This window comes from Alteromonas sp. HB246098 (assembly GCF_054890645.1).
Genome location: NZ_JBTZUG010000006.1, coordinates 134679 through 160839, shown reverse-complemented (window position 1 = coordinate 160839; position 26161 = coordinate 134679). Strand labels below are relative to the sequence as shown.

The following is a 26161-nucleotide window of genomic DNA, read 5'->3' as shown; positions in this document are numbered from 1 at the left end:
AAAAACTGGACTGTATAAATTAACAGGCTGATGGCATAATAGCGTGCTGCTGAATGTGTAACAATATCAACTTACAGGTGCCAACTATGGATGTATCTCGACTGCTAGACGAGCTTAACGACAAACAGCGTGAAGCAGTAGCAGCCCCATTGTCTAATGCTCTAGTATTAGCTGGCGCAGGTAGTGGTAAAACCCGTGTATTAGTGCATCGCATTGCGTGGTTGATGGAAGTCGAAAACATCGCACCTTTTTCTATTCTCGCGGTTACCTTTACCAATAAGGCAGCGAAAGAGATGCGTGGCCGTATTGAATCATTAATGGGTCGCAGCCTACACAATATGTGGATTGGTACCTTCCACGGGCTTGCACATCGCCTATTACGCGCACACCACGCTGAAGCTAACTTGCCTGAAAACTTTCAGATTATCGATTCTGACGATCAGTACCGTTTGATTCGCCGCATTCTAAAAGCCATGAATTTAGATGAAAAGCATTGGGCCCCTCGCCAAATCCAGTGGTACATAAACGGTAATAAAGACGAAGGCCTGCGTCCTCAGCATATCGAGACCCATGGCGATCATATCCAAAAGACCATGCGGGAAGTCTACGCTGCATATCAAGACGCCTGCGACCGTTCAGGCTTAGTTGATTTTGCCGAGCTATTGCTACGCGCCCATGAGCTATGGGCAAAGAACCCTGAAGTGTTGGCTCACTATCAGCGCCGTTTCCGTGCTGTGTTAGTTGACGAGTTCCAAGATACCAACAATATTCAATATGCATGGCTTCGTATGCTGTGTAGCGGCGACAACAACAACATTATGATTGTTGGCGACGACGATCAGTCTATTTACGGCTGGCGCGGTGCAAACGTAGATAATATTCAGCATTTTTTAAAAGACTTTAATGAGCCTACCACTATTCGCCTTGAGCAGAATTATCGTTCTACCGGGAACATTCTGAAAGCAGCGAATACGGTTATCGACAATAATACAGGCCGTTTAGGGAAAGAACTGTGGACAGAAGATGCGCAGGGCGAGCTTATCTCTGTCTATGCTGGTTTTAACGAACTCGACGAAGCCCGCTTCATTGTTTCAAAAATTAAAGACTGGCTAAATCAAGGCAACGCCCTTAGCGACACCGCTATTCTTTACAGAAATAACGCCCAATCCCGTGTACTGGAAGAAGCTTTATTACACGAAGGGTTGGCCTATCGCATTTACGGCGGTTTGCGCTTCTTCGAACGCCAAGAGATTAAAGATGCCCTTGGCTATATGCGCATGGTGAGCCACCCCCACGATGACGCGGCTTTTGAACGTGTGGTAAACACCCCAAGCCGCGGTATTGGCGAGAAAACCCTTTCGCAAGTACGCGACACTGCACGTATGCATAACTGTTCTATGTGGCAAGCCAGCCAGCTGCTTATAAACGAAGGTGGCTTTAAAGGCCGTGCGTTAAACGCTATGCAAAGCTTTGTATTACTAATTACAGAGCTTGAACAAGCCACATTAGACGAGCCCCTTGACCAGCAGGCTGATAAAGCCATTCGCCAATCTGGTCTGTACGCCATGTACCAGGCTGAACGTGGTGAAAAGGCCCAAGCACGACTGGAAAACTTAGAAGAACTGGTCAGTGCTTGTAAAACCTTTATCGTCCCTGAAGAAGCGGAAGAAATGTCGCCTCTGGCCGCGTTTTTGGCTCACGCTTCCCTGGAAGCAGGCGAAACTCAGGCAGATAAAGACCAAGATGCTGTGCAGATGATGACTATCCACACTGCAAAAGGCCTTGAATTTCCATTGGTGTTCTTAGCTGGCGTGGAAGAAGGAATGTTCCCTAGCCAGATGACCAACGACGAACCCGGTCGAATGGAAGAAGAACGAAGACTTTGCTATGTTGGTATGACTCGCGCTATGCAAAAGTTGTATATCACTTACGCAGAAAGTCGTCGATTATATGGTCAAGATAAGTATCATACGGCTTCGCGCTTTATTCGCGAGATGCCAGCAGATTGTGTGGAAGAAGTCAGGCTTAAATCCACCATCTCGCGACCTGTACATAACCGCTTTAGCCAAGCAACCTCGCACGCCAGTTTTGAAGAAACAGGCTTTAGTTTAGGTGAGCGCGTAGTGCATCGTAAATTCGGGGAAGGCATTGTGCTTAACTACGAAGGTAGTGGTGAGCATGGCCGAGTTCAAGTAAACTTCGATGAGTTTGGCAGCAAATGGCTGGTACTTGCTTACGCAAAGCTGGAGAAAGCGTAACGTTATTAATTGGCAAGGTAGCCTAACTCTAAGTTGGAATGTATGCAGCAACACGTGCTGATCATCGAAAATGGTGAAGGCAACCTTGAACTTATCGCGAAATTAGTACGCCGTTCGAGCCTTACGCCCGTGGGCGCAACCTCGCTCACCGAAGGAAAGGCACGCTTTGCACAAGAAATTCCTGAAAGTTTTTTGTGCGCCATTGTTGCTTACTCATTACCCGATGCGCCAAAAGGTGAGGCCATCGACTTTGCCGTTGAATCTTTCATTCCTACCATAGCGACAACGGAAAACCTAGACAATGCTATTCGCGACAAGGTACTTGAGCGGGATGTTGTCGATTACATTCCCAAAGAAAATTCACAAAACTACGACTACCTGAACCGGCTGATAAGCCGCCTTGAAAAAAACAAATCTACCGGCGTTGTGGTAGTAAGCACCAATCGTGTTTTGCGCTCAAAAACGGTTTCATTACTTCAGCGACATAACTTTATTGCCTTCGAATGCTTAACTGCTACCGACGCAATGCAATGCCTCTCTGAGCATAAAAATGTGCGTCTTGTTATTACCGATAACACGCTACCCGACATGACGGGCACCCATTTTGTGGCAAGCTTGAGAAAAGCGTTCTCTAAAGAACAGCTAGCCATAATGGGCATTGCTGGTGGCAAAGGCATGTTAATGTCTGCGCACTTTATCAAAAGCGGCGCTAATGACTTCTTACGCGTACCTTACTGCCATGAAGAGTTTTTGTGTCGCGTAATGCAAAACGTGGAATATATCGAAAGTGTTGAAGAAATTCGTCGTGTAGCGAATACCGATTATTTAACCGGCCTACCCAACAGACGCCACTTCTTTTACATGGTTACGGTACAGCATCAAAATTTATCTGATGATCATGCCTTGGCACTTATCGACCTAGACTTCTTTAAGTCAATTAATGATACCCATGGCCATGACGCCGGAGACATAGTGCTAAAAGCCATGGCAGCACTTATTGAGTTTTACTTCCCAGATGAAATTATTTCGCGCTTTGGTGGTGAAGAATTTTGTATTTATATGCCTTCAACGCCTCTTGATGAAGCCTGCGAACGCTTGGAAAATTTCAGAAAAGTGGTAGAAGCTGAAGTTATCCAGCTTCCCAAAACCGATATAAAAGTTACTTGCAGTATTGGAGCAAGTGGCGCCCACACTCAGCGTGTAGATAAGCTACTAAGCCTTGCCGACAAGCAGCTGTACGCTGCCAAAAATAGTGGCCGCAACCAGGTGAAGTGCGAGCCGCCTGATGCACCTCACCAAGAGCAAGGGTCATTGCTTTAACTTTTGAGTTTTTCGTTGGCTGCGGTAATTAACCAACGAGTCGGCACTAAATAAAATAAGTGCAAGCCACACAAACCCGAACGTAACCAAACGCGACTCTTCAAGGGGTTCACCATAAAGGTAGACGGCCAGTATGAACATTAGCGTTGGCCCTATGTACTGAAAAAAGCCTAAGGTTGAATACATAATGCGTCGCGCTGCAGCGGTAAAACAAAGCAATGGCACTGTAGTAACAATGCCTGCCGCTAAAATAAGGGAGTTTAGGGTGGCATCGTTGTTAAATAGGTTACTGTATTCAGAACCAAAGAATACCCAGTAGACAATAGCTAATGGCGACAACATTAAGGTTTCAATGAAAAGACCTGGTAGCGAGTCTACCGCCACCTGCTTACGTAATAAGCCATACACGCTGAAGCTTCCAGCAAGCACTAAGGCAATCCAGGGCACGTGGCCGTAAGAGAAAATAAGAATTGCCACACCAATAACAGCAAGCCCAACCGCTACGCGCTGCAAATTGCGCAACCTTTCGCCCAAGAATAGCCGCCCCAAGAAAACGTTAATGAGAGGGTTAATGTAATAGCCCAAGCTTGCATCAAGAATATGGTCGTTATTAATCGCCCAGATGAATAAAAGCCAGTTTGCTCCTAGCAGCAGACCAGCTACGAACAAAATCTGCATAACCCGCTTGTTACGAAGCGCTGCCCCCACTTTTGGCCATTGTTTTAATGCAGCGATAAGCCCAACTAAAAGCACAACAGACCAAATTACTCTATGCATGAGTATTTCAGCGGCGGGTAATACCATTAACTGTTTAAAATAAACAGGTGCAACACCCCACATACTGTATGCGGCAATCGCGCAAATAACGCCGACTTGGGCGGCACTGGCTTGCTTGGACACGGCGGGCTCCAACGAGATTCAGGGTAAGAAGGCGCGTATTGTTTATCAGGTTAGATGAATACACAAGCCTTAGTACTTTCCAAAGGGGCAAAGGGTGTAAACTGCGCGAAATGTTCAACATAAAGACCACACTGAATATGATAAGCCATATCTTACATGTAAGCTGTGGCCTATGAGCACGCGGCCTTTACGCAATATTTAAGTATACTTCTGTAAACGAGTTAAAGAAGAAAGAGCGTTCCCAAACCCAAAAACGCCACAAAACCTACAATATCGGTGACAGTAGTCAGGATGACCGAGCCAGACAGTGCAGGGTCTATTTTTAGCTTGTCTAAAATGACAGGTACAAACACTCCGGCCAAAGCTGCAGCCACAATATTGAACAGTATGGCTAAACAAATCACCAAGCCGAGCATAGCGTCAGTGAACCAGAAATAAGCAACAACGCCTATTACCAGCGCCCAGATAACACCGTTCACCCCACCTACCTTCAGCTCTTTAACCATTAACGCCCGTAAATTGGCTGGGGTCACCTGTCCCAGTGCAAGACCGCGTACAATCAAGGTAAGCGTTTGGCTACCTGCAATGCCCCCCATACTTGCCACCACGGGCATTAACACCGCAAGTGCTACCACTTGCTGCAGCGTACCTTCAAACAGCCCAATAAACCAAGATGCCATAAACGCGGTAAGCAGGTTTATGCCAAGCCACAAGGCGCGGTTTTTCGCACTTTTTGCTACAGGCGAGAATAAATCTTCGTCCTCATCCATACCGGCCGACGCCATCACCTGGCGTTCGTAAAATTCATTGACCAGTTCGCTGGCCGAGGACACATCTAAACGACCTAAAAGTTTGTTGTTCTCATCAACCACCGGCAGCGACGCCAAACCTGAACGCTGTACGAGGAGCGACGCATTCATGGTGTCATCCGCTCCCTGAATAGTGGTCACGTTTTCTTCAGATAAATCAAATAGCGACACGTGATCTTGGGCATTAAACAGGTGACTTATTTTAACCAATGCTGAAAACTGCCCCGACCGATTCACAAGAAAGATACTGTCGCAGTGCTGAGGTATATCCCGTCTTAATAGGCGTAAACCCTCGCGCACTTTAGCGTTCGACGGCAGTACTAACTGTTCGTGGTTTACCCAGTGCCCTATTTGATTATCGGGAAATTGGGTGGCTTCTCTGAAGTACTTTCGCTCTTTGGAGTCGAGCGACTCATACGCCATATCCACAAGGCGCTTTGGCAGTGAATCAAGTAGTTCCAATAAATCTTCGGCGTCAATATCAGCAAATATCGACGCCCATTCATTGTGGGGCGTATTGTCGATAAGGATTTCACGAGGGTCGCTACGCATCTCAACAAGCACATCAAGCTTACGGTCGCGAGGAATGCCTTCCCACACCGCCAAACGTTTTTCTACGGGCAGCGATTCTAACAACGACGCAATGTACACCTCGTCTTGGCCCGCTAGGGTGGCCAACAAGGTCGCTGGATCATCACCCATACTCTCGGTAACAATCTCTTCGATTAAATCCGGTAATGGCTCTGCCATGCTACACCTCCTATTTTACCGACAACTTCCTTTACACGCATAAGCACTGAGGTTAATGGGTGGCGCAGACCTATCAATAAGAATGCTATCCCAGCATATAAGTACCTGTGCCGAAGGCGATATGATCGCTTTTTTCGTTGTGTAATTCCATTCTGCAAACCACTAGTTTACTACCCTTGCGTATAATCGACGCCGTTGCGATAAAGCGCTCGCCACGTCCTGGACGCAAATAGTCAACACGCATATCAACTGTGCCCATGGTCGGCAATCTAATCTGCAAATCTGCAAGGTGCTCTTCTGGGGTCTGCTTTATGGTCTCTAAAATTGAAACTAAACCACCGATGGTGTCTAGCATAGTCGCTGTTACGCCGCCGTGTAGAATTTTTTGCAAAGGATTGCCGGTAAGCGTAGGTTGCCAATCGAGGTGCAACGAAATCTGTGTATCTAGACCGGTACCTTGCGTAACAAATTCTAAGCCTAATAGCTGATTAAAGGGCATGTTATCACGAAAAAGCGCAATGACATGATCGATCATAATTTGGTGGTCCAATTTCTTATTATCCCTAGTCTCTTCATTGATTGGCATTGTGTAATCCACTTACTGTGACAGTACCCACAACATTACTATTGATCATAACTAGCAAGGAAATTCATCCAACCAATATTATTTAATCAGATTCGTTTATGTGACTTTACGCCCTTCGTTTGTTCCGCACCTTCACGCCACACAATTTGTTCAAAAAGCGCACGGCCCTGTTTATTTGAATGGTGATCACCCGTGTCATCGCTACATTTTAGTCTAGTTTTTTAAATTGCCCCGTGAAGCCGAGCCTAAAAACGCGTAAAATCCTGCGCCATGACAACTGCAATCGCGCCATCAGAATTAACGCCTGAAACCCAGCACGCAAAAACGCCAGAAACCGTCTTAAAAGAGGTATTTGGTTACGATGCTTTTCGCGATGGTCAGGGCGAAGTTATTCACCAAGTATGTGAAGGAAAAGATGCACTTGTTTTGCTACCTACAGGTGGCGGTAAATCGCTGTGCTATCAAATCCCTGCACTGGTGCGAAGCGGCACCGCTATTGTTGTTTCACCGCTTATTTCGTTAATGCAAGATCAGGTAGAGCAGCTAAAAGCTCTTGGCGTAAACGCCGCCTATCTTAATTCCACGCTGGAAGCCGATGAACAAGCGCGCATAAACGATGCACTCCAAGCTGGTAAGCTGGATTTGCTTTACGTTTCGCCTGAACGTTTAATGCAGTACTACTTTCAGCAGTCGCTAGCCCACGCCGACATCGCCTTATTTGCCATTGATGAAGCGCACTGCGTTTCCCATTGGGGTCATGACTTTAGGCAGGATTATCGCGCCTTGGGTCAAATAAAGTCTCGTTTTCCCACTATTCCTGTTATTGGCCTAACGGCTACAGCAGATTCAGCGACACAAGCAGACATACTAACGCAGCTAAACCTAAACGACCCGCTCGTTTACAAAGGCAGCTTCGACAGACCCAACATTCGCTACCGCGTAATGAGTAAGTACAAGGCTTTCGATCAGGTTGTCGCTTATGTTAAGCAACAAGAAGGTAGCGGCATTATTTATTGTAACAGTCGCGCTAAAGTCGATGACCTACACGCAAAGTTGTTCAGACAAGGATTTCGCTGCGCGGCGTATCACGCCGGTATGGATAACGACGAACGAGAATTGGTACAACGCCAGTTTCTTAACGACAAAATCGATATTGTGGTGGCCACTGTTGCCTTTGGTATGGGTATCAACAAGTCGAACGTGCGTTACGTTGTGCATCATGATGTACCGCGCAGTGTTGAAAGCTATTACCAAGAAACGGGGCGTGCCGGGCGAGATGGCCTAGAGTCTGAAGCTTTATTGTTGTTTGATGAAAAAGACGCAGCTCGTGTAAAGCAGTGGATAGAGCAAGGCGAAATAGCCGAACGCAATCAAATAGAGCTACAAAAATTTGCGGCTATGGAAGCCTTTTCCGAGGCTCAGACCTGCCGCAGGCAAGTACTGTTGAACTATTTTTCGCAATTTAGCGACAGCGCTTGTGGCAACTGTGATATCTGTCTAGATCCCCCTAAAATGATAGACGGTTTAGTGATAGCGCAAAAAGTACTGTCGTGCGTACTTAGGCTCTCACAACAGGCCTCTAGCCAGTACGTAATTGACGTATTGCGAGGCAAGCAGCTAAGGCGCCTCCAAGAGGCGGGCCACCATCAGCTTTCTACCTATGGTATAGGTAAGGATAAATCGGACAGCTACTGGCATAACATTATCAACCAGCTTGTGCATAAAGGGCTTATTCGCGTTGATATCACTGCTCACGCCGCATTGAGGTTAACGGAAGCCGCACGGCCCGTGCTAAAAGGCGAAGTTGCCGTTCAATTAGCGGTACCGCGACTTGAATTTAAGCCAGATAAGAAAAAGGCAAAGCAAGCGCCCGCTAACTACGACAGAACCTTATTCACACGCCTTAAGCACCTGCGCAAAGTGTTGGCTGAAGAAAACGAAGTGCCGCCGTATGTGGTATTTAGCGACGCCACTTTGGTTGATATGGCGTGTAAGCTGCCTACTACACGCAACACGTTATTAGAGGTAAGCGGTGTGGGCCAAACTAAATTGGAACGCTACGGTGAGGCCTTTATTCAGCTCATTGACGACTATATAAATCGCGACCACTAAAGGCTGTACAGCTAGCTGTAGGCTTACCCTCTCGCCGGCCGCAGGGCATGGCAGCTTATTGTGCCATTCACATTAAGCGTAAGCGTATTCACCACCTTTTTCTAACGCTGCTTTGTAAGCTTCTCTGGCATGAACACGCTTTACGTAACCTTGGATAGCGGTAAAGTCTTTAGCACGGCCGCTGGCCGCCAGCGATTCAAGTGGAAATATCATTTGTACATCAGCGCCGCTAGGCTTATCACCTGCAAACCATGTATTTTTCGCTAAATAAGACTCTACGTATCGCAAACTTTGAGCCAAGTTAGGACCATAGTAGGCATTGAGAATACCGTCTATTAGCTTATTAGTGATAGGTTTTATGAAAAAGGGTTTAGAACCTTTCTGCCGTGCTTTTTCTAGCACCAAATTGGCCACCAATGGCGGCATCAATGAACCTTCAGCGAAGTGAAGCCAGAACCAATATTGTTGAAGTGCTTCGGGATCTTGGGGAACAGCAAATGCGTCGGTAGCGTGATGGCGAACTAGATATTCCACAATAGCGCCAGATTCTGCAATTGCTCCGTGTGGCGTAGTAAGAACAGGCGAGCGACCCAAAGGATGAACAGCCCGCAGCGAGTCAGGCGCTAGATTCGTAGTGCTGTCTCGTTGATAAAATTCTATTTTATACTCTACGCCTAGCTCTTCTAAAAGCCACAAAATTCGCTGTGAGCGAGAGTTATTTAAATGGTGAAGTGTTAGCATACCTCGTCCTTAATACGCTTAGTTTAACGCTATTGTTTTTGTGTTTTACTATATACACTTTTTAGAGCAAGCGGGTTTACTAAAGCCAATAAATTGATAACTTCTATGCAAAACCTCACCAAAAAAGACATTCTACAACACGTCCTTGTTAACGAAGGCAGCGTAGAAATTCGCACTGCACTACCCGCTACCCCACTTAAAACTCAACAGTGGGCGGAACATTTTTGTACTCTTTTTAATTTCAAACTTTCAGAGACAGATTGGGGTGCGGACCGGTTTCAGGCAATTATCACCGCAAGTGCAAGCAACACAGATTTGCAGTGTATGCTTTGTATTGAATGGCTTTGCGAAGCGATATGGCTGGAACCTATAGGTACGCAGCAGTCGCCATCGGTAATTTTTAACTACCTTTTGCAAGCATAACGCGTAAATTATCACTGTACGTTGAGTTTGGCTTTTCGTTAAAACTAGTATTATTCTAAGGGTAGCATCCAAAGGATTAGAGGGCTTAACAACACATATTTCGCCTTTATAAACATCCTCTTACTATGTGGTTCAAGGAATTAACGAGTGGTAATAGCCCAGCTATTTAAGTACGTATCAGCTTTGCTCATCAGTTGGATGCTGCTAAGCCTAAACGTTTCGGCTAGCAGTCAACTTACTGTCAACGAGTCCTTTGAGCGGGAGATTATTAATCTCCATGCGCGCTTGTCTGTTGCCCCCACTAGCGCCACATATTTTGACGTTTTAAATGGCAACATAAAGGATACGTCAGCCAACGCCTCTTTTACTGATGAGCGCATATGGTATTCCACCGAACTCATTCATACTGGCTATAGCCCTATCCCATTAGTGCTTAATGTTGACCGCTTAAACGTTGACGATTTGCAGATATTTCTTCTTGATAGTAGCGAGCGAATCATCAAGTCTTATCGGTACCAAGCAGGAAAAGGTGATTATTCTTTAAAGCAGCCACTTCCCAACATCCGGCTTTCTTTTATTCTCCAGCCTTATCAAGACGCTCGCTTACTGATTGCGGTAAAAGACGAAGGGCTTAAGTACTTTCCTATCACCTTGTGGGAAAGAGACTTACTCGCACAGCATGACACCAATATGCTTACGTTACTGGGTGCGGTAACGGGGGTTATGGCATTAATTGCTCTCTATTTCCTGTTTTCTTATTTGTATCAGCGTATTGCAACACGGTTTTGGCTTACCATGTCATCGCTTGTACTTATAGCGTTGTTATTTATAACAGCAGGAGGGTTGGCAATTTGGCCAAGCCTAACTAACGGCAGCGAGCACTTCTATGCCGTCTGTTTTTGCATGTTGTTATTGTGCATCGCCAAAGTAACGCACCATCTTTTCACCCGTATTCCCGTTGCTTTGCGGTCCCTAAGTTATCTTGTACCTGTTGTGGCTACCGCTTACTGTTTTACTGTGAATACCTATATCGCGTCTATCACACTTCTGCTGTTGACCGCAGGCATGGGGCTTTATCATGTTTTACTAGCACTAGTATTTAAAGATAAAGGGAGTCGTGCAGTTAGTATCACCTATACCCTTGCCTGGCTTTCTTTTTTTGCTTTTTATGTGCTAGTAACGCAAAACCTGTTCAGTAACTTGGTTTATACCGTAGACGTTGCTATTGGAATGCTGTTCTTTCTCACTCTCGGCTTTCTGTGTTTTGGCTTTGCTGTCATTGCTAAAGAAGACGTGTTAAATCAGCGCCAGCTTTCAACGCAAGCAGAAACAATATCAAGCTTAAATCACTTCTATGACTTATTTAGGCACTCAGCGGAAGGGCACTACACCTCAACATTAGATGGAAAGCTTATTTCCGTTAATCCGGCCATGTGTAACGTATTCGGCTATGAAAACGAAGAGCAGATGCTTGCCGAAGCAGAGAACACAAAAGTGTTTTACGCCAGTGCGGAAGACAGACAGGTTTTACTCGGTGAAATATCACAAAACGGTCTTGTTACCGGTAAGGAAATTAGAGGTAGGCGACGTGATGGTAGCGAATTTTGGTTCTCCCTATCCTGTCAAATCCGAGAAAATAACGAAGGCGACTTTCTCTACGGCTCTATTGTAGATATCACCGAAAAGAAGCAGTCAGACTTGAGCCTCCAGTATTTAGCTACCCATGACTCGCTAACTGGCGTTTATAACCGACGCCAGTTTGAATCCATGTTTAAAGGTAAAGTCGTTAACGCAAACGACACACCTGTATGTTTACTGTTTTTAGATCTCGACAGGTTTAAAGTTGTTAACGATACCTGTGGCCATAAAGCTGGCGATGTACTTATTAAGGATATTGCCCGCTTAATTGAGAGCACCTTGCTTTCAAACGCACAATTGGGCCGCCTTGGTGGTGATGAGTTTGGCATTATCTATTCAGATATTGATACCGATGCCGTTTATGTAAATGCGGTAAAGATCCTTAACGCCGTGCAGGCTTATCGCTTTATGTGGGACAACCGCATTTTCAACTTAGGCGTGAGCATAGGTATGGTGGTATGCGACGATACCGACGTTGACCCAGGCCAGTATTTGAGTATGGCCGATGCAGCATGTTACTTCGCTAAAGAGCAAGGCAGAAATCAAGTTCATCGATATAATAAAGATGATGAAAGTATGCAGCGCTACCAGCGCGAGCTTGATTGGGTATCTTCTATCAACAACGCGTTAGAACAAGATCGTTTCGAGCTTTTTTATCAATCACTAAGACCGCTAAGTAAAACCAGTGATGGGCACTACTACGAAGTTCTGCTGCGCCTTAGGGAAAAAGACGGGAAACTTGTCGAGCCCGCCAACTTTTTACCCACGGCGGAGCGATTTGAGATGAATGTCAGCGTTGATAAATGGGTAGTAACGAATACCTTCAAATGGCTGTCGGAAAACCCTGAGCACCTTGCACAATTGAAACGATGCAGCATCAACCTTAACTGCCACTCACTGGCAGATAGAGATTTTACCTTGTTTATTCTCAATGCATTCGAAACCTTTAATATTCCGTACAACAAAATATGTTTTGAAGTTATTGAGTCGGTAGCCATCATTAAAATGGAAGTCACTCTTGCCTTTATGCGTACCTTTAATCGTCTTGGGTGTTCTTTTGCCCTTGACGACTTTGGCAGTGGCTTCTCTTCATACAATTATCTTAAGAGCTTACCCGTGAGCCAGGTAAAAATTGACGGTATGTTTATTAAAGATATGCTAAATGACAGTGTAGATACGGCTATGGTAGCCTCTATCAACGATGTGGCCAAAGCCATGGGTATGCAAACTGTTGGCGAATTTGTTGAAGATGAAGGCACCATGGCACAGCTAGGCAAAATGGGTGTTGATTTCGCCCAAGGCTACGGTGTTGCTAAGCCCGCGCCTTTACGAGAGTTTAAGCCCCTCTGATAACTAACCCTGATACACCCTTTGCGAAAAAAGTGATAGCACAAGCGTCAACTCGCGTATAATAAAATGGTAGACTTGCAAAAATAGAAGTCGTCCCCACTTATTGCCCACTGTCCAAAGTGTAGAAGTAACATGAGTAGCAAACAGCCTAAATACGAATATGTCAGTACCGCAAAATTACCCACAAGAATGGGTGATTTTAAAATACACGGCTTTGTTGAAGCCAGTGGTCAGGAGCACGTCGCCCTTTCTTACGGAGAGTGGAAAGAAGATAACGTAGTGCCTATTCGTATTCATTCAGAATGTTTAACCGGTGATTCTTTATTTAGTACCCGCTGCGACTGTGGTTTTCAGTTAGAAAAAGCCATGCAAAATATTGTAGATAACGGACACGGTGTATTGCTTTACTTGCGCCAAGAAGGCCGCGGCATTGGTCTTTTAAACAAAATTCGCGCTTATAACCTTCAAGATAGCGGCATGGACACCGTGGAAGCTAACGAACACCTTGGTTTCGATGCAGACCTTAGAAGTTACGACATTTGCAAGCTCATGTTAGACACACTCAATGTTAAACACGTTGAACTAATGACAAACAACCCTAAGAAGCTTGCTGCATTAAAAGCTCTGGGAATAGATGTTGTAGCAAGAAAGCCGATAGATCACGGTATTACGAAAGACAACAAACACTACCTTAAAACGAAGACAGAGAAGCTCGGTCACGCCTTCGACCCGCATGTTTTTAAATAGCTAGAGAAATTGGCGAAGCCCATAAAAACTAGCATTCATTATCTTCTAAAAGCGCCCACTGCAACAATGTGGGCGTTTTCTATTCAGCTTCGGTTAATTATCGTTCAAGCATAATGCATTCAGACTTACCACATTGTGCGCAAAAAGCAGCGGCTTTCAGCATAGCAATGTAAGGAGAATGTATGAAAAACATAACCTTATCGATAGTTATAGCGCTGTCCAGTGCGCAGGCGCTGCCTGCACTTGCTCAGTCGAATACGAACCTTGCCCAGGTTTCGTCTTCAGCTCAGCAATATTCTGATGCCGAATTAGATAGTGCACTTGCGCCCATTGCCCTTTACCCCGATACACTGCTTACCCATATTTTAATTGCTTCTACCTACCCTTTAGACGTAGTTGCAGCCGATCGATGGCGTCAAAGCAATAAGCATTTAACGCCTGAACAAGTAGAAAGTGTATTAGATGGCGTAAGTTGGGACCCGAGTGTAAAAGCACTCGCGCCATTCACCGAGCTACTTAATACCTTGGCCAGTGATCTCGAGTGGTTACAGCAGCTTGGCGACAATGTACTTATTGACCAAAGTCGAGTGTTAGATCGTGTTCAAGTACTTAGGCAGCATGCCCATAACACAGGCAACTTGGTAACTAACGACTACATTGAAGTTGAAAGAGAACGAGAAAGCAGTCGAGAAATTATATACATAGAGCCGCGCCAGAGAGAAGTGGTTTATGTGCCATATTACGACCCACATGTTGTCTACGGTAACTGGTGGCACCCAATCTCGCCAATTCGCTGGAGACACCATGTAAGCTACCATCACCATAGCAATGTATACTGGTCTCCAAGCGTTCGCCTTTCTGCCTTCTTTTTCTTTGGCAGCGTGCATTGGCACAACCGCCATGTGGTCATCCATCGCGAGCCAGTGCGCAGGTATTATCACGGCAGCCCCAGAAAACGTGTAGTAAGCCATGACTATCGCCGCTGGGAGCATAACACTGTGCATCGCCGGGCACGTTACTCTAACCGCGTAGTTCACAGTGCGCCTGCGCGCTATGAGCATGGTGGTGTAACGCGCGCAAAACATGTTTCCAATAAACATATTAGAACGACGAATCGTGCAACGCATAACGACAATAAGCGTTCGGTTAGATCTGTGGCACGTACCGATAATGCTAAACAAGCAAAGCGGACGATCGAGCCCAAGCGAGTAACGCCTCTTAGAGAAACTCGTTTGCCGAACAAGCAAAACTCTGTGAAGCGCAAACAATCGATAGAGCATGCGCTGAAACGAAATCAAACGGTGGCTAAAAGGGAAAAGCCAACGCGAGACAATACGCTTAAAGCGTTGAAACGTGACAAGCCAGCTAGAATAACGCCATCGCCACAATCTAGGAAGTATGCAAACAGAAATGGTGAAGTGCGAGGCATAGCGAAGCAAAACGTTAATCGTCAACGGATTGAAAGGACGAGTCCACAACACCGTTTAATTGCCCGTGAAAGTAGTAAACCTAAGCGTGTAGAACGAACATCTAGCCACAGATCGGTAAAACAGTCTCAGCGAGAAAGACCACAAAGGCAAATATCTCGTGTGGAGCGCAGCGTTTCGAAAGGAAATAGCTTAAACCGCTGATCTTAATAGCTAGTTTTAAACGCTCGCCTTTCAATAAACTCGTTCAAGAACGGTTAGTTAAATAGCGGCTTGCAAATTAAGAGTTTGCACGCCGCTTTTTTATTTTGTTCACTGCGCTGACGCGTGGAATCTCACTAAAGCCTCTACAAAGCGAAGAGGAGACTGGGGATCAAGGTTGAAATACAGCGAGGGTTCAATGAGCTCAAGCTCCATTATCGCCCAGTTATTACCCTGTCTAACCAAATCAACCCGCGCATACAATGCGTCACACGGCATAGCTGCCAGTGCTTTTTCAGCGATAGCCAATTGTTCACTGTCTACTGCGATAGAGTGTAAACTTCCGCCATGCTCTTCTTGTACGCGAAAGTCGCCTTTTTGTGGCACCTTCTTAATAGCATGGCTGAACTCCCCACCGAAATAAAATAACGAGTATTCACCCTCATCAACAACACTACTTAAGAACGGTTGGATCATAAAATCCCGCTGGCGAAATGTATCGTAAAGTACTCTCTGATTTACATGCCCCTCACGCCAGGCGGCAGCAGAAAGCTTGAAAGTATCATCAGCGTTAGCACTAAGCGTGGGTTTAATCACCACAGCGTCACAGCCAAATTGCGCAAACGCTTCCTCTATAACATTGTTATTGAACTCGCTTCCCCACATTGTTTCGACAATAGGAACCCCTTTACCCTGCAAGTCTTTAAGGTAGTGTTTTTCGATATTCCACTTCATCAAAGATATCGGGTTTAATAACACCGCACTCGACGCCTCAATGCTTTCTAAACAAGCTAGAAATTCTTCAGCATGCTGTTGATAATCCCACGTACTGCGAACAATAACATAGTCAAACTTATCCCAATTCGGTGAGGTGCTATGCCAAGATACCGTTTTTACAGTCCACCCGCGTTGTTCGAAAAACGGTATTAATAATTCATCATAGACGAAAAAATCTTCAAGATTATCGGTCGATAAAAAAGCGATAGCAGGCATAACTGAATCCTTAATTTACACGGGCTTCGGCGCATTAAAGTTTTGTAATAATTCAAGTATCTATACCAAAGTCAAATGGCGTAGACACCGCAATCTGCGTAGACTGGGGCGAAATTAGCACACCTATCATTTTTAACCTACACTTATTCCAAAACAACCATCGGAGATTGGCATGCAGTACCCTTGGCTCCTTGAAGGTCATAAAATTTTTCGCGTCGTAATTGCTGTTCAATTACTCATTGCTATCGCTATTGGTGTGTTTACAGGTGAACTTTTACCTGCGTTTATTTTTGGTGTCCCAATTGCAGCTTTACCGCTCGTGCTCAGTCTTCAAAACCCCTACTCGGCTATAAGTCGTCACGCAATGGCAATGGGTGTTCAGCTCCTTACTGCACTGCATATTCACCAATCTTTTGGATTAATTGAAGTCCACTTTGAAATTTTTGTACTTCTTGCCTTTCTTTCTTATTTCAGAGATTGGAAAGTAGTAGCAACAGGAACTGCGGTTGTAGCCGTTCATCATATTTCATTCTTCTTTTTACAGTCTGGCGGAGCGCCGTTGATGATTTTTGAGGAAGGTCACGTAACTTTCCCTATCCTGCTTATGCATGCTGCTTTTGCATTGTCCGAGGGTGGTGTATTGATGTACATGGCGAAGCAGGCTCACCAAGAAGGAGCAGGCGCCGCCGAACTACGCCTAGCCATTGAAAACATGCAGCAGACTGATGGCAAGCTCGATTTGTCCGTCGAGCTAAATCGCGAAAATAAAATAGTAAGGCCTTTCGCTGAACTTATTGATCAAGTGAAATCCCTCATTGAACTTGCTTCTAATTTAACTGATGAAGTAGTTAAAGGGGCTTCAAATATGGAGTTAGCAGCTAATAACATGTTTGAAATTAGTAGGAATACTGATCAAGAACTTGCCATGGTGTCGGCGTCGTCAGAAGAAATCGCACAAACCATGCAGCTATCAACAGAGCAAACTACCCTTGCTAGTGATAAAGCGTCGGCAGCGCAAAACGCGTCTCAGTCTACGCGGGACTCTATTTCTAAATCCAGTCATACTATTGACTCGTTGCGCAATACACTTAATGCGGCTGCGCAAACTAATACAGCGCTAAATGAACAATGTTCCCATATCTCTGATGCCATGCGCTCAATCACTGCTGTGGCTGAACAAACTAATTTGCTGGCACTAAACGCTGCTATAGAATCGGCCCGCGCTGGTGAACACGGCCGTGGCTTCGCCGTGGTAGCCGACGAAGTTCGCACACTTGCAATTCGCTCAAAAGAAAGTGCAGACCAAATTACTAGTATTACCGAACAGCTTGTTGCGCAAACGGCAAGCTCGGTTGATCAAATGCAAACCTGTATAGAGCTGGTCGATGATGCCGTTGTTTCAAGTGATAGCGCCACTTCGGCTATGTCTGAAATAATGCAGCAAATTCGCGAAGCCAGCGAAAGTATGACCGAAATTGCCACCTCTGCTGTGGAACAAGAAACCGCGTCAGCTTCCATTGCGCAAAGCACCGCGCGTTTAAGTGAGCTTACTTCTGAAGAGCTTGCTACGGCTGAATCCCTTGCAGGTGAAGTTGAAGTCTTGTCACAAATATCTCAGCGCATGCGCGGCGCTATTGAACGCTTTAAGCTTTAAGCCCAACACTTAAAGTACAGGCGAAGGCGTTTAGTCGCATGCATAAAAAGGCAAGTTGGATGCTACTAATATTATGGGCGGTGGGTTTACTCACCGCCTTATTAGTATATGGGCAGCGTCAACTATCAGAGTTCGATCCCAACGGCGAATTGCTGCACCGCACTACTGCGCCAGACTTTGACGCATCCCTCGTTGCAATACTAGAAAAACAGAATATCCAACCAGGCTCTATCATTCATGTGGGAACGCAGTCCCGCTGCTATTGCGATACCCTTACAACACCCCACCAATCTCAGCTTCTCTCAAAACTCGGCGACGACTTTCATCAAGTCAGGCTGAATGTGGAAGATGTGCCTGAACTGTCGGCTATGCTTCAGGCCGTGCCTGCTCTTATTGTGTTAGATAAACAAAAGCAACCTCGCTATCTAGGCCCTTACGCTACAGGCTATGGGTGCTTTACTGGCAAAAACCTCGTCGAACAAGTGGTAAGCTATACCAGGCAACTTCCCTACAGCGGTGCAGTTATCAATACTGATGCTACGGGTTGTTTCTGCTAAAACGCTGGCATAAATTATGTAACCCTCTTTGTATCTCGTAACATCAGTTGAGATAGCGCAAAAAACGGGCAAATCTTGCACGCTCATTGCTATCTCGTGAAAGCTTTACAAGGAGTCCACTATGTCTAAGCACGCCATCCTCTATCGCATGGTTACCCCAGAGCATATTTGTCCTTTTGGACTCAAATCAAAAGACCTGCTTGAGAGAAAAGGCTATAAGGTTGATGATCATCATTTAACTAACCGAAGTGAAACCGACGCATTTAAAGAAAAGCATAGTGTGAAAACAACCCCGCAAACGTTCATAGATAATAAACGTATTGGCGGTTATGACGACTTGAGAGATTACTTCAATTTAAAGCAAGAAAGTGAATTTGGATCGCGCTACACACCTATTATCGTAATTTTTTCCTTAGCGGCACTCATGGTGCTTGCCCTTATGATAAAAGGTGGCCTACCAGCAGGATTAGAGCCTTTTATATTGAATTTTATTGGAGTGGCTATGGTGATACTTGCCCTCCAAAAGCTGCAAGACTTAGTGGCTTTCTCAAACCAGTTTATCACCTATGACTTATTAGCAATGAAGCAGGTACGATACGCGTATATTTATCCTTTCGCGGAGGCGTTTGCCGGGCTTGGCATGCTTGCAGGGTTCCCTGCACTATTGGTTTCACCTGTCTCAATTTTTATCGGCGCTATTGGTGCAGTTTCAGTTATCAAGGCGGTTTATATCGATAAGCGCGAGCTTAAATGTGCCTGTGTTGGCGGAAATTCAGACCTACCCCTTGGCTTTATTTCACTGACAGAAAACCTTGCTATGCTAGGTGCGGGTATTTATATGTTTGCAAGATGGCTAGCCTAGTCTGAAAGATTGTTGAGGCTAGATAGCCCTTCGTCCTATTGAGTGTCTTCGATAGGACGACTCATGCCTTTTAGGTGTGACACTACGCTGCGGCCCAAAGCACTTAAATCATAGCCGCCTTCTAGCATACTTACGATACGGCCTTCGCAACATGTATCAGCAACGGCGCGAAGCTGTTGGCTTACCCAGAAATAGTCATCCTCTACTAGGCGTAGATGAGCCATCGGGTCTTCAGCGTGGGCATCGAAGCCTGCAGAAATAAAAATCAGTTCAGGTTGAAAGTTGCGTAATGCATCGAACCAATGCTGCACTTTTTCCCTAAAAACGTCTCCAGTAGCACCAGCCTCAAGTGGTACCGAGAGAATATTACTTGCTGAAACCGGCGAGCCACTGTGTGGATAGAAGGGATGCTGAAAACTACTGCACAACATTATGCGCTGGTCGCCGGCTACAATTTGCTCGGTACCATTTCCGTGGTGCACGTCAAAGTCGACAATGGCAACCCGTTTTAGCTCATAGTTTTGAAGCGCGTAGCGAGCAGCTATAACAATGTTATTAAAAATACAAAACCCCATAGCACTGTCGTATGTTGCATGGTGTCCGGGAGGCCTAGTGGCACAAAAGGCTTGCCGATCATTGCCTTCCATTACCCAATCGACAGCATTACACCCTGCTCCCGCCGACTCTAGCGCAGCGTTTAAGCTGTGGCGCATTAAGCCTGTGTCTTCATCTAACCAAGCCACGTTGTCTTTATTTTCTGAATAGAGCGTTTTTTCGTGATCGTTAAAAATAGATTGAGCTGCATGCTCAAACACACTTTTCACATAATATGGGTCGTGGGCTAGTTTCAAGTAGGCTTCAGCAATGGGAGTGGCGTCAGCATGCTCACACACCATATCTAATCCTGAAGAAAGCAATTGATCGTCAATAGCAAATAAACGGTCTGGCGATTCGGGATGATCCTTGCCTAAATCGTGTTTGGTGCCGTGCTTGCCGCGAAATATTTTAATTGTCATGCAGTGATGCCACGTCTAGTACTAACTCTATATCACTGGGGTCGCCAGTAAATTTCCGTTTAAATTTAGCTTGCTCGAAAATAGTGATCATGGGGCTATTATCGCCACGCACATAGGCCATCATTTTCGCAATGCCTCTTATTTTTGCTACCGTGATAAGCTCGTTTAACAAACGGCTTGCCATGCCTTTACCTTGCTGGGTTTCCCGAGTAACAAAAGCAGCTTCGCAGGTATTGTCGTTTGGGTTGTAGTAGAAACGGCCCACTGCGTGAATAGTAATGCGCGAGCCCTCTTGCCTCACAATACACAGCGCCGCATCAGAGCTTTGATCTACCGACACCAAATTACACGACTTCTCGCGAGACATTTTTTTGGGGTCGTAGTTGTAGCGCAACCTTAATGTCTCTTTTGTGTGGGAATAGAAGAATTCTTGTAGGCGCCTTTCGTCCGCCGGATTCAGCGGGCGCATATAAAACGTCTCGCCCTGAATATTGAGTTTTTTAAGCTGAATAGCTCCGAGCTCTGGGATATCTGTGGGGTACTTTTCTTGATAATGGGGCACCCAATAATGCTGACGCACTTCTTCTAACAGTGCTGCACGGAACTTGGGATGAGCCACGCGAATAAGCTCTAGGGCACGCTCTCGAATACTCTTACCTTTAAGTGACGCTATTCCGTATTCGGTTACCACATACTGTACATTACCGCGGGAGGTTACCACGCCTGCGCCTTCGCTTATACGCGGCGTAATACGTGAAATAGTTTCATTTTTTGCGGTAGAAGGAAGCGCGATAATGGCTTTACCGCCTTTGCTAATCGACGCGCCAGTGACGAAATCAACCTGCCCTCCTATGCCACTATAAAAGTCGTAGCCCAGTGAGTCCGCTACCACCTGCCCGGTTAGGTCCACTTCAAGGGCACTATTTATGGCAACCATATTGTCGTTTTTGGCAATATTAGTCGGCTTGTTGACGTAGCTACTCGGGTAAAGTTCAATATGAGGGTTGCTGTCGATTAAATCGTATAGCTGGCGGGTACCAATGGCAAAGCTGGTAACAATTTTACCGGGGTGAAACGTTTTTTTCTTGTTGGTAATAGCGCCAGATTCCAACAGTTCGATAATACTATCGGTAAGCATTTCGCTATGAATACCTAAATCTTTGTGATTACACAGGTATTTCAGCGTGGCGCTGGGTATTTTTCCGATACCAAATTGGAGCGTTGCGCCATCATCCACCAGCATAGATACATACTGGCCTATACGTTCTGCGACTGAGTCTATTGGCGGCGGCGTCACTTCTACTAGTGGCTCCTCCGCTTCTATACACGCCGTTATCTCACTTATATGAATATAAGAGTGCCCAGAGGTTCTCGGCACCTGAGGGTTAATTTGAGCAATGACTTTTTTACTTTGCCTGATAGCCGACATTGCAATATCTACAGCTGGGCCTAGTGAGCAGTAGCCGAATTCATCAGGAGGGCTTACATTGACAAGGGCTGCATCGAGCGCCAGCGTGCCATCGCTAAACAAACTTGAAATTTCAGAAAGGAATACGGGGGTATAGTCGGCGCGACCTTCATCGACAGCTTTTCTCATGGCTTCACCGCCAATAAAAAACGTATTCGCTTTAAAAAGGTTTCTATACTCTTCTTTTACCCAACGAGTATCGCCTAAGGCCAGCATATGCACCAGTTCGATGTCGCTGAACCCTTCGCTATTATCAATAAGGTGCTGAACCAACGCGTGCGGTACCGCCGCGTTCCCGCCAACAAAGACACGACAACCCGACTTTATCAGCGACGACCACTGCGGCGCTTGAGGTAAGTTAAATGCCATTTCCACCTGCCCTGTTTTAAGCAATACCCCATCATGCCATAAATACAGGCAATTTCATGTATTAACCCAACGCAGCGCTATAAGCGATTAGTCTTACCCTTACAAACTAATACGCAGATACAAAAAAGCCTACATAATCGATAGCGCGACCATGCGGTTATCAATAAGTAGGCTTATAACAGTGTTTTTAGCTTTTAATGTTTAGACATTACTTTTTTAAAGATTGCCCAACATAGATTTTTAACGAAGCGCGATGGCATAATTTAAAAAGGCTGTAACCCAGAAGCCGTTGCGCCAGCATTTAATGGCCTAGTAGCGGAATTTCTCCAACCAATTTCTGAAGAAAGGTGAAATAACGGACTTACTGTTCGCAAGGCGGTGACCATCATTTAGAAGCAGCAACTGCGCCTTTTGATGGCGGGCATACTTAAGGCTGTTCTCAATTGGCACGATATCATCGTTCCAGCCGTGCACTAGGCTAACATAGCCGTCATACGGAAAGCGCTGAACTTTATAGTTGGGCAAATAAAGCGCAGGCGCCATTAAAAATACGCCTCTTGCAGAGATCTGACTGGCAGCGGCAAGTGATACATATCCGCCCATGCTCGAGCCCACCAATACAACGTCATTGCACTTTTCAGCGATAGTTTCTTTTAAACGCTCTAGGCGGGCTTCGGGGCAGTCGAGATCTTGATAATCGATACTCTCAACACCAAAGCCCATATCGTTTGCTACATTCGAAAGCGTGGTTATCTTACTGCCCCATGGCCCGCTTTCTTTACCGTGAGAAAAAACAACGGTGGTCATTACAATATCCCTATTCAAAAAATTGAAAAGTTTTTACTCACTCTAGCGTACTTGCTTATTGCTTGTCTTCCTTATGAAATAGTTTTTCTACCATAACGTAGAACATAGGTACGAAGAATATTGCTAAGAAAGTCGCTGCAAACATGCCGCCCATTACCGCAATACCAATAGCATTTTGGCTTGCAGCTCCTGCACCACTGGCAAGTGCTAGAGGCGTAACCCCTAAAATAAATGCCATTGACGTCATCAATATTGGGCGGAAGCGCTGAGCAGCCGCGTTAGATACAGCAGTCATCAGGTCTTCACCTTTTTCGTACTGCTCTTTAGCAAACTCTACGATCAGAATGGCGTTTTTCGCTGCTAAGCCCACTGTTGTTAAGAACGCTACCTGCAAATACACATCATTCGGTAAATTAAAGATGAAAGCTGCGGTAACCGAGCCCAATATTCCTAACGGCACCACTAGCATTACCGCAAACGGTACCGACCAGCTTTCGTATAGTGCAGCTAAGCAAAGGAATACGACTAAAATTGAAAGCGCATACAGCATAGGCGCCTGAGACCCGGCCTCTTGTTCTTCATAAGATAAGCCTGACCATTCAATGGCAAAACCAGCAGGCAATTGTTCAACCAACTTCTTCATTTCAGCCATCGCTTCACCTGAAGAGATTCCTGGTGCCGCACTACCTTGTATATTTACCGACGATATACCGTTAAAGCGCTCTAACTTAGGTGAGCCATATACCCACTCAGTTGTAGAGAAGGTGCTGAAAGCTACCATCTCACCGTCGCTATTGCGCACAAACCACTTATCAAGGTCTTCTGGCGTCATACGATGAGGAAGGTCCGCCTGCATGTAAACCCGCTTAATTCGCCCTTTATCAATGAAGTCGTTTACATAGCTTGAACCCCAGGCAATTTGCAGCGCACTATTGATATCACTTAGATTTAAGCCAAGCGCAGACGCCTTTTCACTATCAATATTAATTTTGAATTGGGGAACATCACTTAAACCGTTAGGACGGACACCCGCCAATTTCGGGTTTTGCGCAGCCATACCTAACAGCTGATTACGGGCATTCATAAGGGCTTCATGGCCGTTACCACCGCGGTCTACCAGCTGCATATCAAAGCCCGTGGCATTACCTAATTCCATAATAGGTGGCGGCACAATGGGAAATGCTGATGCATCTTGAATCTGACCAAACGCGCCAAAAGCTCGCTTCATCACTGCGAAGGCCGAGTTACTTTCATCGCGTACACTCCAGTCATTGAAGTTTAAGAACGCCATACCCGCATTTTGCGCTTGTCCTGCAAAGCTAAAGCCCACTACCGCGAACATACCGTTAACCGCTTCGCTCTCTTCTTCAAGAATGTAGTCTTCCACTTGCTTAATGGATTCGAGCGTACGACCCGCGGTAGCGCCTGGAGGTGTGCTGACCAATACCATCATTCGACCTTGGTCTTCATCTGGAAGGAAGGCACCAGGAAGCTGACTGAAGATAAACACCATCCCGCCAACAAGTAAGCCGTATACAACAAAGTAACGCTTAAAACGCTTCGCCATGTGGTTAGTCGTTTTCTGGTAGCGGTCACGCCCTTTGTTAAACGTGCGGTTGAACCACCCAAAGAAACCTTTATTTTTATCGTGATCCTCTGAGTGCTGCTTCAATAACGTGGCACATAAAGAAGGCGAGAGCACGATAGCTACCAGCACAGAGAACGCCATCGCTGAAACGATAGTTACTGAAAACTGACGATAAATAGCCCCGGCTGATCCGCTAAAGAAGGCCATAGGAATAAAGACCGTTGAAAGTACCGCGGCAATGCCCACAAGCGCGCCAGTGATTTGCGACATAGACTTCTTAGTCGCTTCAGCAGGCGGCAAGCCTTCTTCTTCCATAATACGCTCAACGTTTTCTACAACAACGATAGCGTCATCAACAAGAAGACCGATAGCCAGCACCATGGCAAACATGGTCAATACGTTGATACTAAAACCAAAGGCCAATAGCACCGAGAAAGTCCCCAGTAGTACAACAGGTACGGCAATGGTGGGTATAAGCGTTGCGCGCCAGTTTTGAAGAAACAGCAACATTACTAAGAAAACCAACACAACCGCTTCGATAAGCGTATGTACTACTGACTCTATAGAAAGCTCGATGAAAGGCGAACTGTCTACCGGGTAAACCACTTTCACTGTATCAGGCAGGTTTGAGCGCAGCTCTTCAACGCGAGCTTTTACTGCTTTGATAGTGTCTAACGCATTAGCACCAGACGCTAGGCTTATCGCCATGCCCGATGCGGGTTTACGATCGTAACGAACAATAACATCGTAACTTTGCGCACCCAGCTCTACTCGGGCCACATCACGCACACGTACCTGAGAACCATCTGTGTTCACACGTAGCACGATATTTTCAAAATCTTCGACGGTTTGAAGGCGGCTTTGCGCTTGAATAGTCGCGTTAATTTGCTGATTTTCGATAGCAGGTAACCCGCCCAACTGACCTGCTGAGACATCGGTATTTTGGACCTGAACTGCGGCCTGTACGTCAGTCGGCGTTAGGTTGAAGCTGTACAGCTTGTCTGGGTCTAGCCAAATACGCATAGAGCGCTGCGCACCAAAAACTCGTACGTTACCTACACCGTTTACCCGGGAAATAGGGTCCTGAAAGTTTGAGACGAGCATGTCACTCAGGTCATACTGTGTCATCGAATCGTCTTCAGAATAGAAGCCTACGGCTAGTGCAAATGCACTGTTTGCCTTGGTAACGGTAACCCCTTGCTGCTGAACCTGCGTTGGCAGTAAAGGTAACGCGCCCTGCACCTTATTCTGAGTCTGTACTTGGGCAATATCAGGGTCTGCACCTGGCTCAAACGTCAGGGTAATTGACATGCTGCTGTTAGAACTACTTGCCGAAAAATAACGGAGATTATCGATACCCGTTAAGCTTTGCTCAATGACCTGCGTTACCGAGTTTTCAACGGTTTCTGCTGAAGCACCTGGATAAGTTGCCGAGATAGTAACCGACGGTGGTGCTACCTTAGGGTATTGTTCAATGGGGAGTGAGGTTATCGCCAACACACCCGCCATCATTGTGATAATTGCCAGCACCCATGCAAACACGGGCCTGTCTATGAAAAAACGAGCCATATTACTTAAATCCCTT

19 protein-coding genes are annotated in these 26161 nt (G+C 45.8%); 10 read left to right on the top strand and 9 right to left on the bottom strand.

All coding sequences use genetic code 11. The annotated features are described in order from the left end of the window. Window positions 1-86: 86 nt before the first annotated feature. Window positions 87-2258, top strand: coding sequence for a DNA helicase II (uvrD, locus tag ACYTPF_RS13980; RefSeq protein ID WP_118490711.1), 2172 nt, complete (start codon window positions 87-89; stop codon window positions 2256-2258). Window positions 2259-2300: 42 nt separating this feature from the next. After that, window positions 2301-3578 carry a GGDEF domain-containing response regulator gene (locus tag ACYTPF_RS13975; RefSeq protein ID WP_461852646.1) on the top strand — a complete coding sequence of 426 codons (1278 nt, stop codon included), beginning with the start codon at window positions 2301-2303 and terminating at the stop codon, window positions 3576-3578. On the opposite strand, the gene rarD is transcribed toward ACYTPF_RS13975, so the two are convergent. The 3 genes from rarD to ACYTPF_RS13960 all read right to left on the bottom strand — a co-directional run bounded on the left by rarD (window position 3567) and on the right by ACYTPF_RS13960 (window position 6623). Further along, window positions 3567-4478, bottom strand: a complete 912-nt coding sequence (gene rarD, locus ACYTPF_RS13970; protein ID WP_461852645.1) for an EamA family transporter RarD — start codon at window positions 4476-4478, stop codon at window positions 3567-3569. The two genes, ACYTPF_RS13975 and rarD, sit on opposite strands and share 12 nt — an antisense overlap. 221 nt (window positions 4479-4699) lie before the next feature. After that, window positions 4700-6037, bottom strand: a complete 1338-nt coding sequence (locus ACYTPF_RS13965; RefSeq protein WP_461852644.1) for a magnesium transporter — start codon at window positions 6035-6037, stop codon at window positions 4700-4702. Window positions 6038-6122: 85 nt separating this feature from the next. Then, window positions 6123-6623 (bottom strand): thioesterase family protein, encoded by a 501-nt coding sequence (locus ACYTPF_RS13960; RefSeq protein ID WP_461852643.1) that lies wholly within the window; start codon window positions 6621-6623, stop codon window positions 6123-6125. A gap of 270 nt (window positions 6624-6893) precedes the next feature. Here ACYTPF_RS13960 and recQ point away from each other — a divergent pair, with 270 nt between their 5' ends. Beyond that, the gene (gene recQ / locus ACYTPF_RS13955; RefSeq protein WP_179981999.1) at window positions 6894-8735 is read left to right on the top strand and encodes a DNA helicase RecQ; all 1842 of its coding nucleotides are present in this window, start codon (window positions 6894-6896) and stop codon (window positions 8733-8735) included. 72 nt (window positions 8736-8807) lie between these two features. Here recQ and ACYTPF_RS13950 read toward each other — a convergent pair whose 3' ends face one another. Then, entirely contained in the window at window positions 8808-9476 is a 669-nt protein-coding gene (locus tag ACYTPF_RS13950; RefSeq protein ID WP_461852642.1) for a glutathione S-transferase, read from the bottom strand. A gap of 105 nt (window positions 9477-9581) precedes the next feature. Here ACYTPF_RS13950 and ACYTPF_RS13945 point away from each other — a divergent pair, with 105 nt between their 5' ends. The 4 genes from ACYTPF_RS13945 (at window position 9582) to ACYTPF_RS13930 (ending at window position 15265) form a co-directional block, all read left to right on the top strand. Beyond that, window positions 9582-9899, top strand: a complete 318-nt coding sequence (locus tag ACYTPF_RS13945; protein WP_461852641.1) for a hypothetical protein — start codon at window positions 9582-9584, stop codon at window positions 9897-9899. 147 nt (window positions 9900-10046) lie between these two features. Beyond that, a complete protein-coding gene (locus ACYTPF_RS13940; protein ID WP_461852640.1) occupies window positions 10047-12887 on the top strand; it encodes an EAL domain-containing protein in 2841 nt (946 codons plus the stop codon). A 132-nt stretch (window positions 12888-13019) separates the two neighbouring features. Then, on the top strand, window positions 13020-13634 hold the full coding sequence (gene ribA, locus ACYTPF_RS13935) for a GTP cyclohydrolase II (protein WP_461852639.1): 615 nt from the start codon (window positions 13020-13022) through the stop codon (window positions 13632-13634). Between the two features lie 182 nt (window positions 13635-13816). After that, window positions 13817-15265, top strand: a complete 1449-nt coding sequence (locus ACYTPF_RS13930) for a DUF3300 domain-containing protein (RefSeq protein WP_461852638.1) — start codon at window positions 13817-13819, stop codon at window positions 15263-15265. Window positions 15266-15373: 108 nt separating this feature from the next. On the opposite strand, the gene ACYTPF_RS13925 is transcribed toward ACYTPF_RS13930, so the two are convergent. Further along, window positions 15374-16255, bottom strand: coding sequence for an ATP-grasp domain-containing protein (locus tag ACYTPF_RS13925; protein WP_461852637.1), 882 nt, complete (start codon window positions 16253-16255; stop codon window positions 15374-15376). A gap of 172 nt (window positions 16256-16427) precedes the next feature. Between ACYTPF_RS13925 and ACYTPF_RS13920 the strand changes: the two genes are divergently transcribed. The 3 genes from ACYTPF_RS13920 to ACYTPF_RS13910 all read left to right on the top strand — a co-directional run bounded on the left by ACYTPF_RS13920 (window position 16428) and on the right by ACYTPF_RS13910 (window position 19328). Further along, entirely contained in the window at window positions 16428-17909 is a 1482-nt protein-coding gene (locus ACYTPF_RS13920) for a methyl-accepting chemotaxis protein (protein ID WP_179981993.1), read from the top strand. A 59-nt stretch (window positions 17910-17968) separates the two neighbouring features. Continuing rightward, the gene (locus ACYTPF_RS13915) at window positions 17969-18466 is read left to right on the top strand and encodes a DUF6436 domain-containing protein (RefSeq protein WP_461852636.1); all 498 of its coding nucleotides are present in this window, start codon (window positions 17969-17971) and stop codon (window positions 18464-18466) included. Between the two features lie 121 nt (window positions 18467-18587). After that, on the top strand, window positions 18588-19328 hold the full coding sequence (locus ACYTPF_RS13910; protein ID WP_461852635.1) for a MauE/DoxX family redox-associated membrane protein: 741 nt from the start codon (window positions 18588-18590) through the stop codon (window positions 19326-19328). Between the two features lie 35 nt (window positions 19329-19363). Here the strand turns inward: ACYTPF_RS13910 and ACYTPF_RS13905 are convergent, their stop codons facing one another. The 4 genes from ACYTPF_RS13905 to ACYTPF_RS13890 form a co-directional block, all read right to left on the bottom strand. Beyond that, the gene (locus ACYTPF_RS13905) at window positions 19364-20344 is read right to left on the bottom strand and encodes a histone deacetylase family protein (protein WP_461852634.1); all 981 of its coding nucleotides are present in this window, start codon (window positions 20342-20344) and stop codon (window positions 19364-19366) included. After that, the gene (locus ACYTPF_RS13900; protein ID WP_461852633.1) at window positions 20334-22181 is read right to left on the bottom strand and encodes a GNAT family N-acetyltransferase; all 1848 of its coding nucleotides are present in this window, start codon (window positions 22179-22181) and stop codon (window positions 20334-20336) included. The genes ACYTPF_RS13905 and ACYTPF_RS13900 overlap by 11 nt, the downstream gene beginning before the upstream one ends. Window positions 22182-22490: 309 nt before the next feature. Continuing rightward, window positions 22491-22988: an alpha/beta hydrolase gene (locus ACYTPF_RS13895; RefSeq protein WP_118490741.1), complete on the bottom strand. Its 498-nt coding sequence runs from the start codon at window positions 22986-22988 to the stop codon at window positions 22491-22493. 55 nt (window positions 22989-23043) lie between these two features. Next, on the bottom strand, window positions 23044-26145 hold the full coding sequence (locus ACYTPF_RS13890; RefSeq protein WP_461852632.1) for an efflux RND transporter permease subunit: 3102 nt from the start codon (window positions 26143-26145) through the stop codon (window positions 23044-23046). Between the last annotated feature and the right edge of the window lie 16 nt (window positions 26146-26161).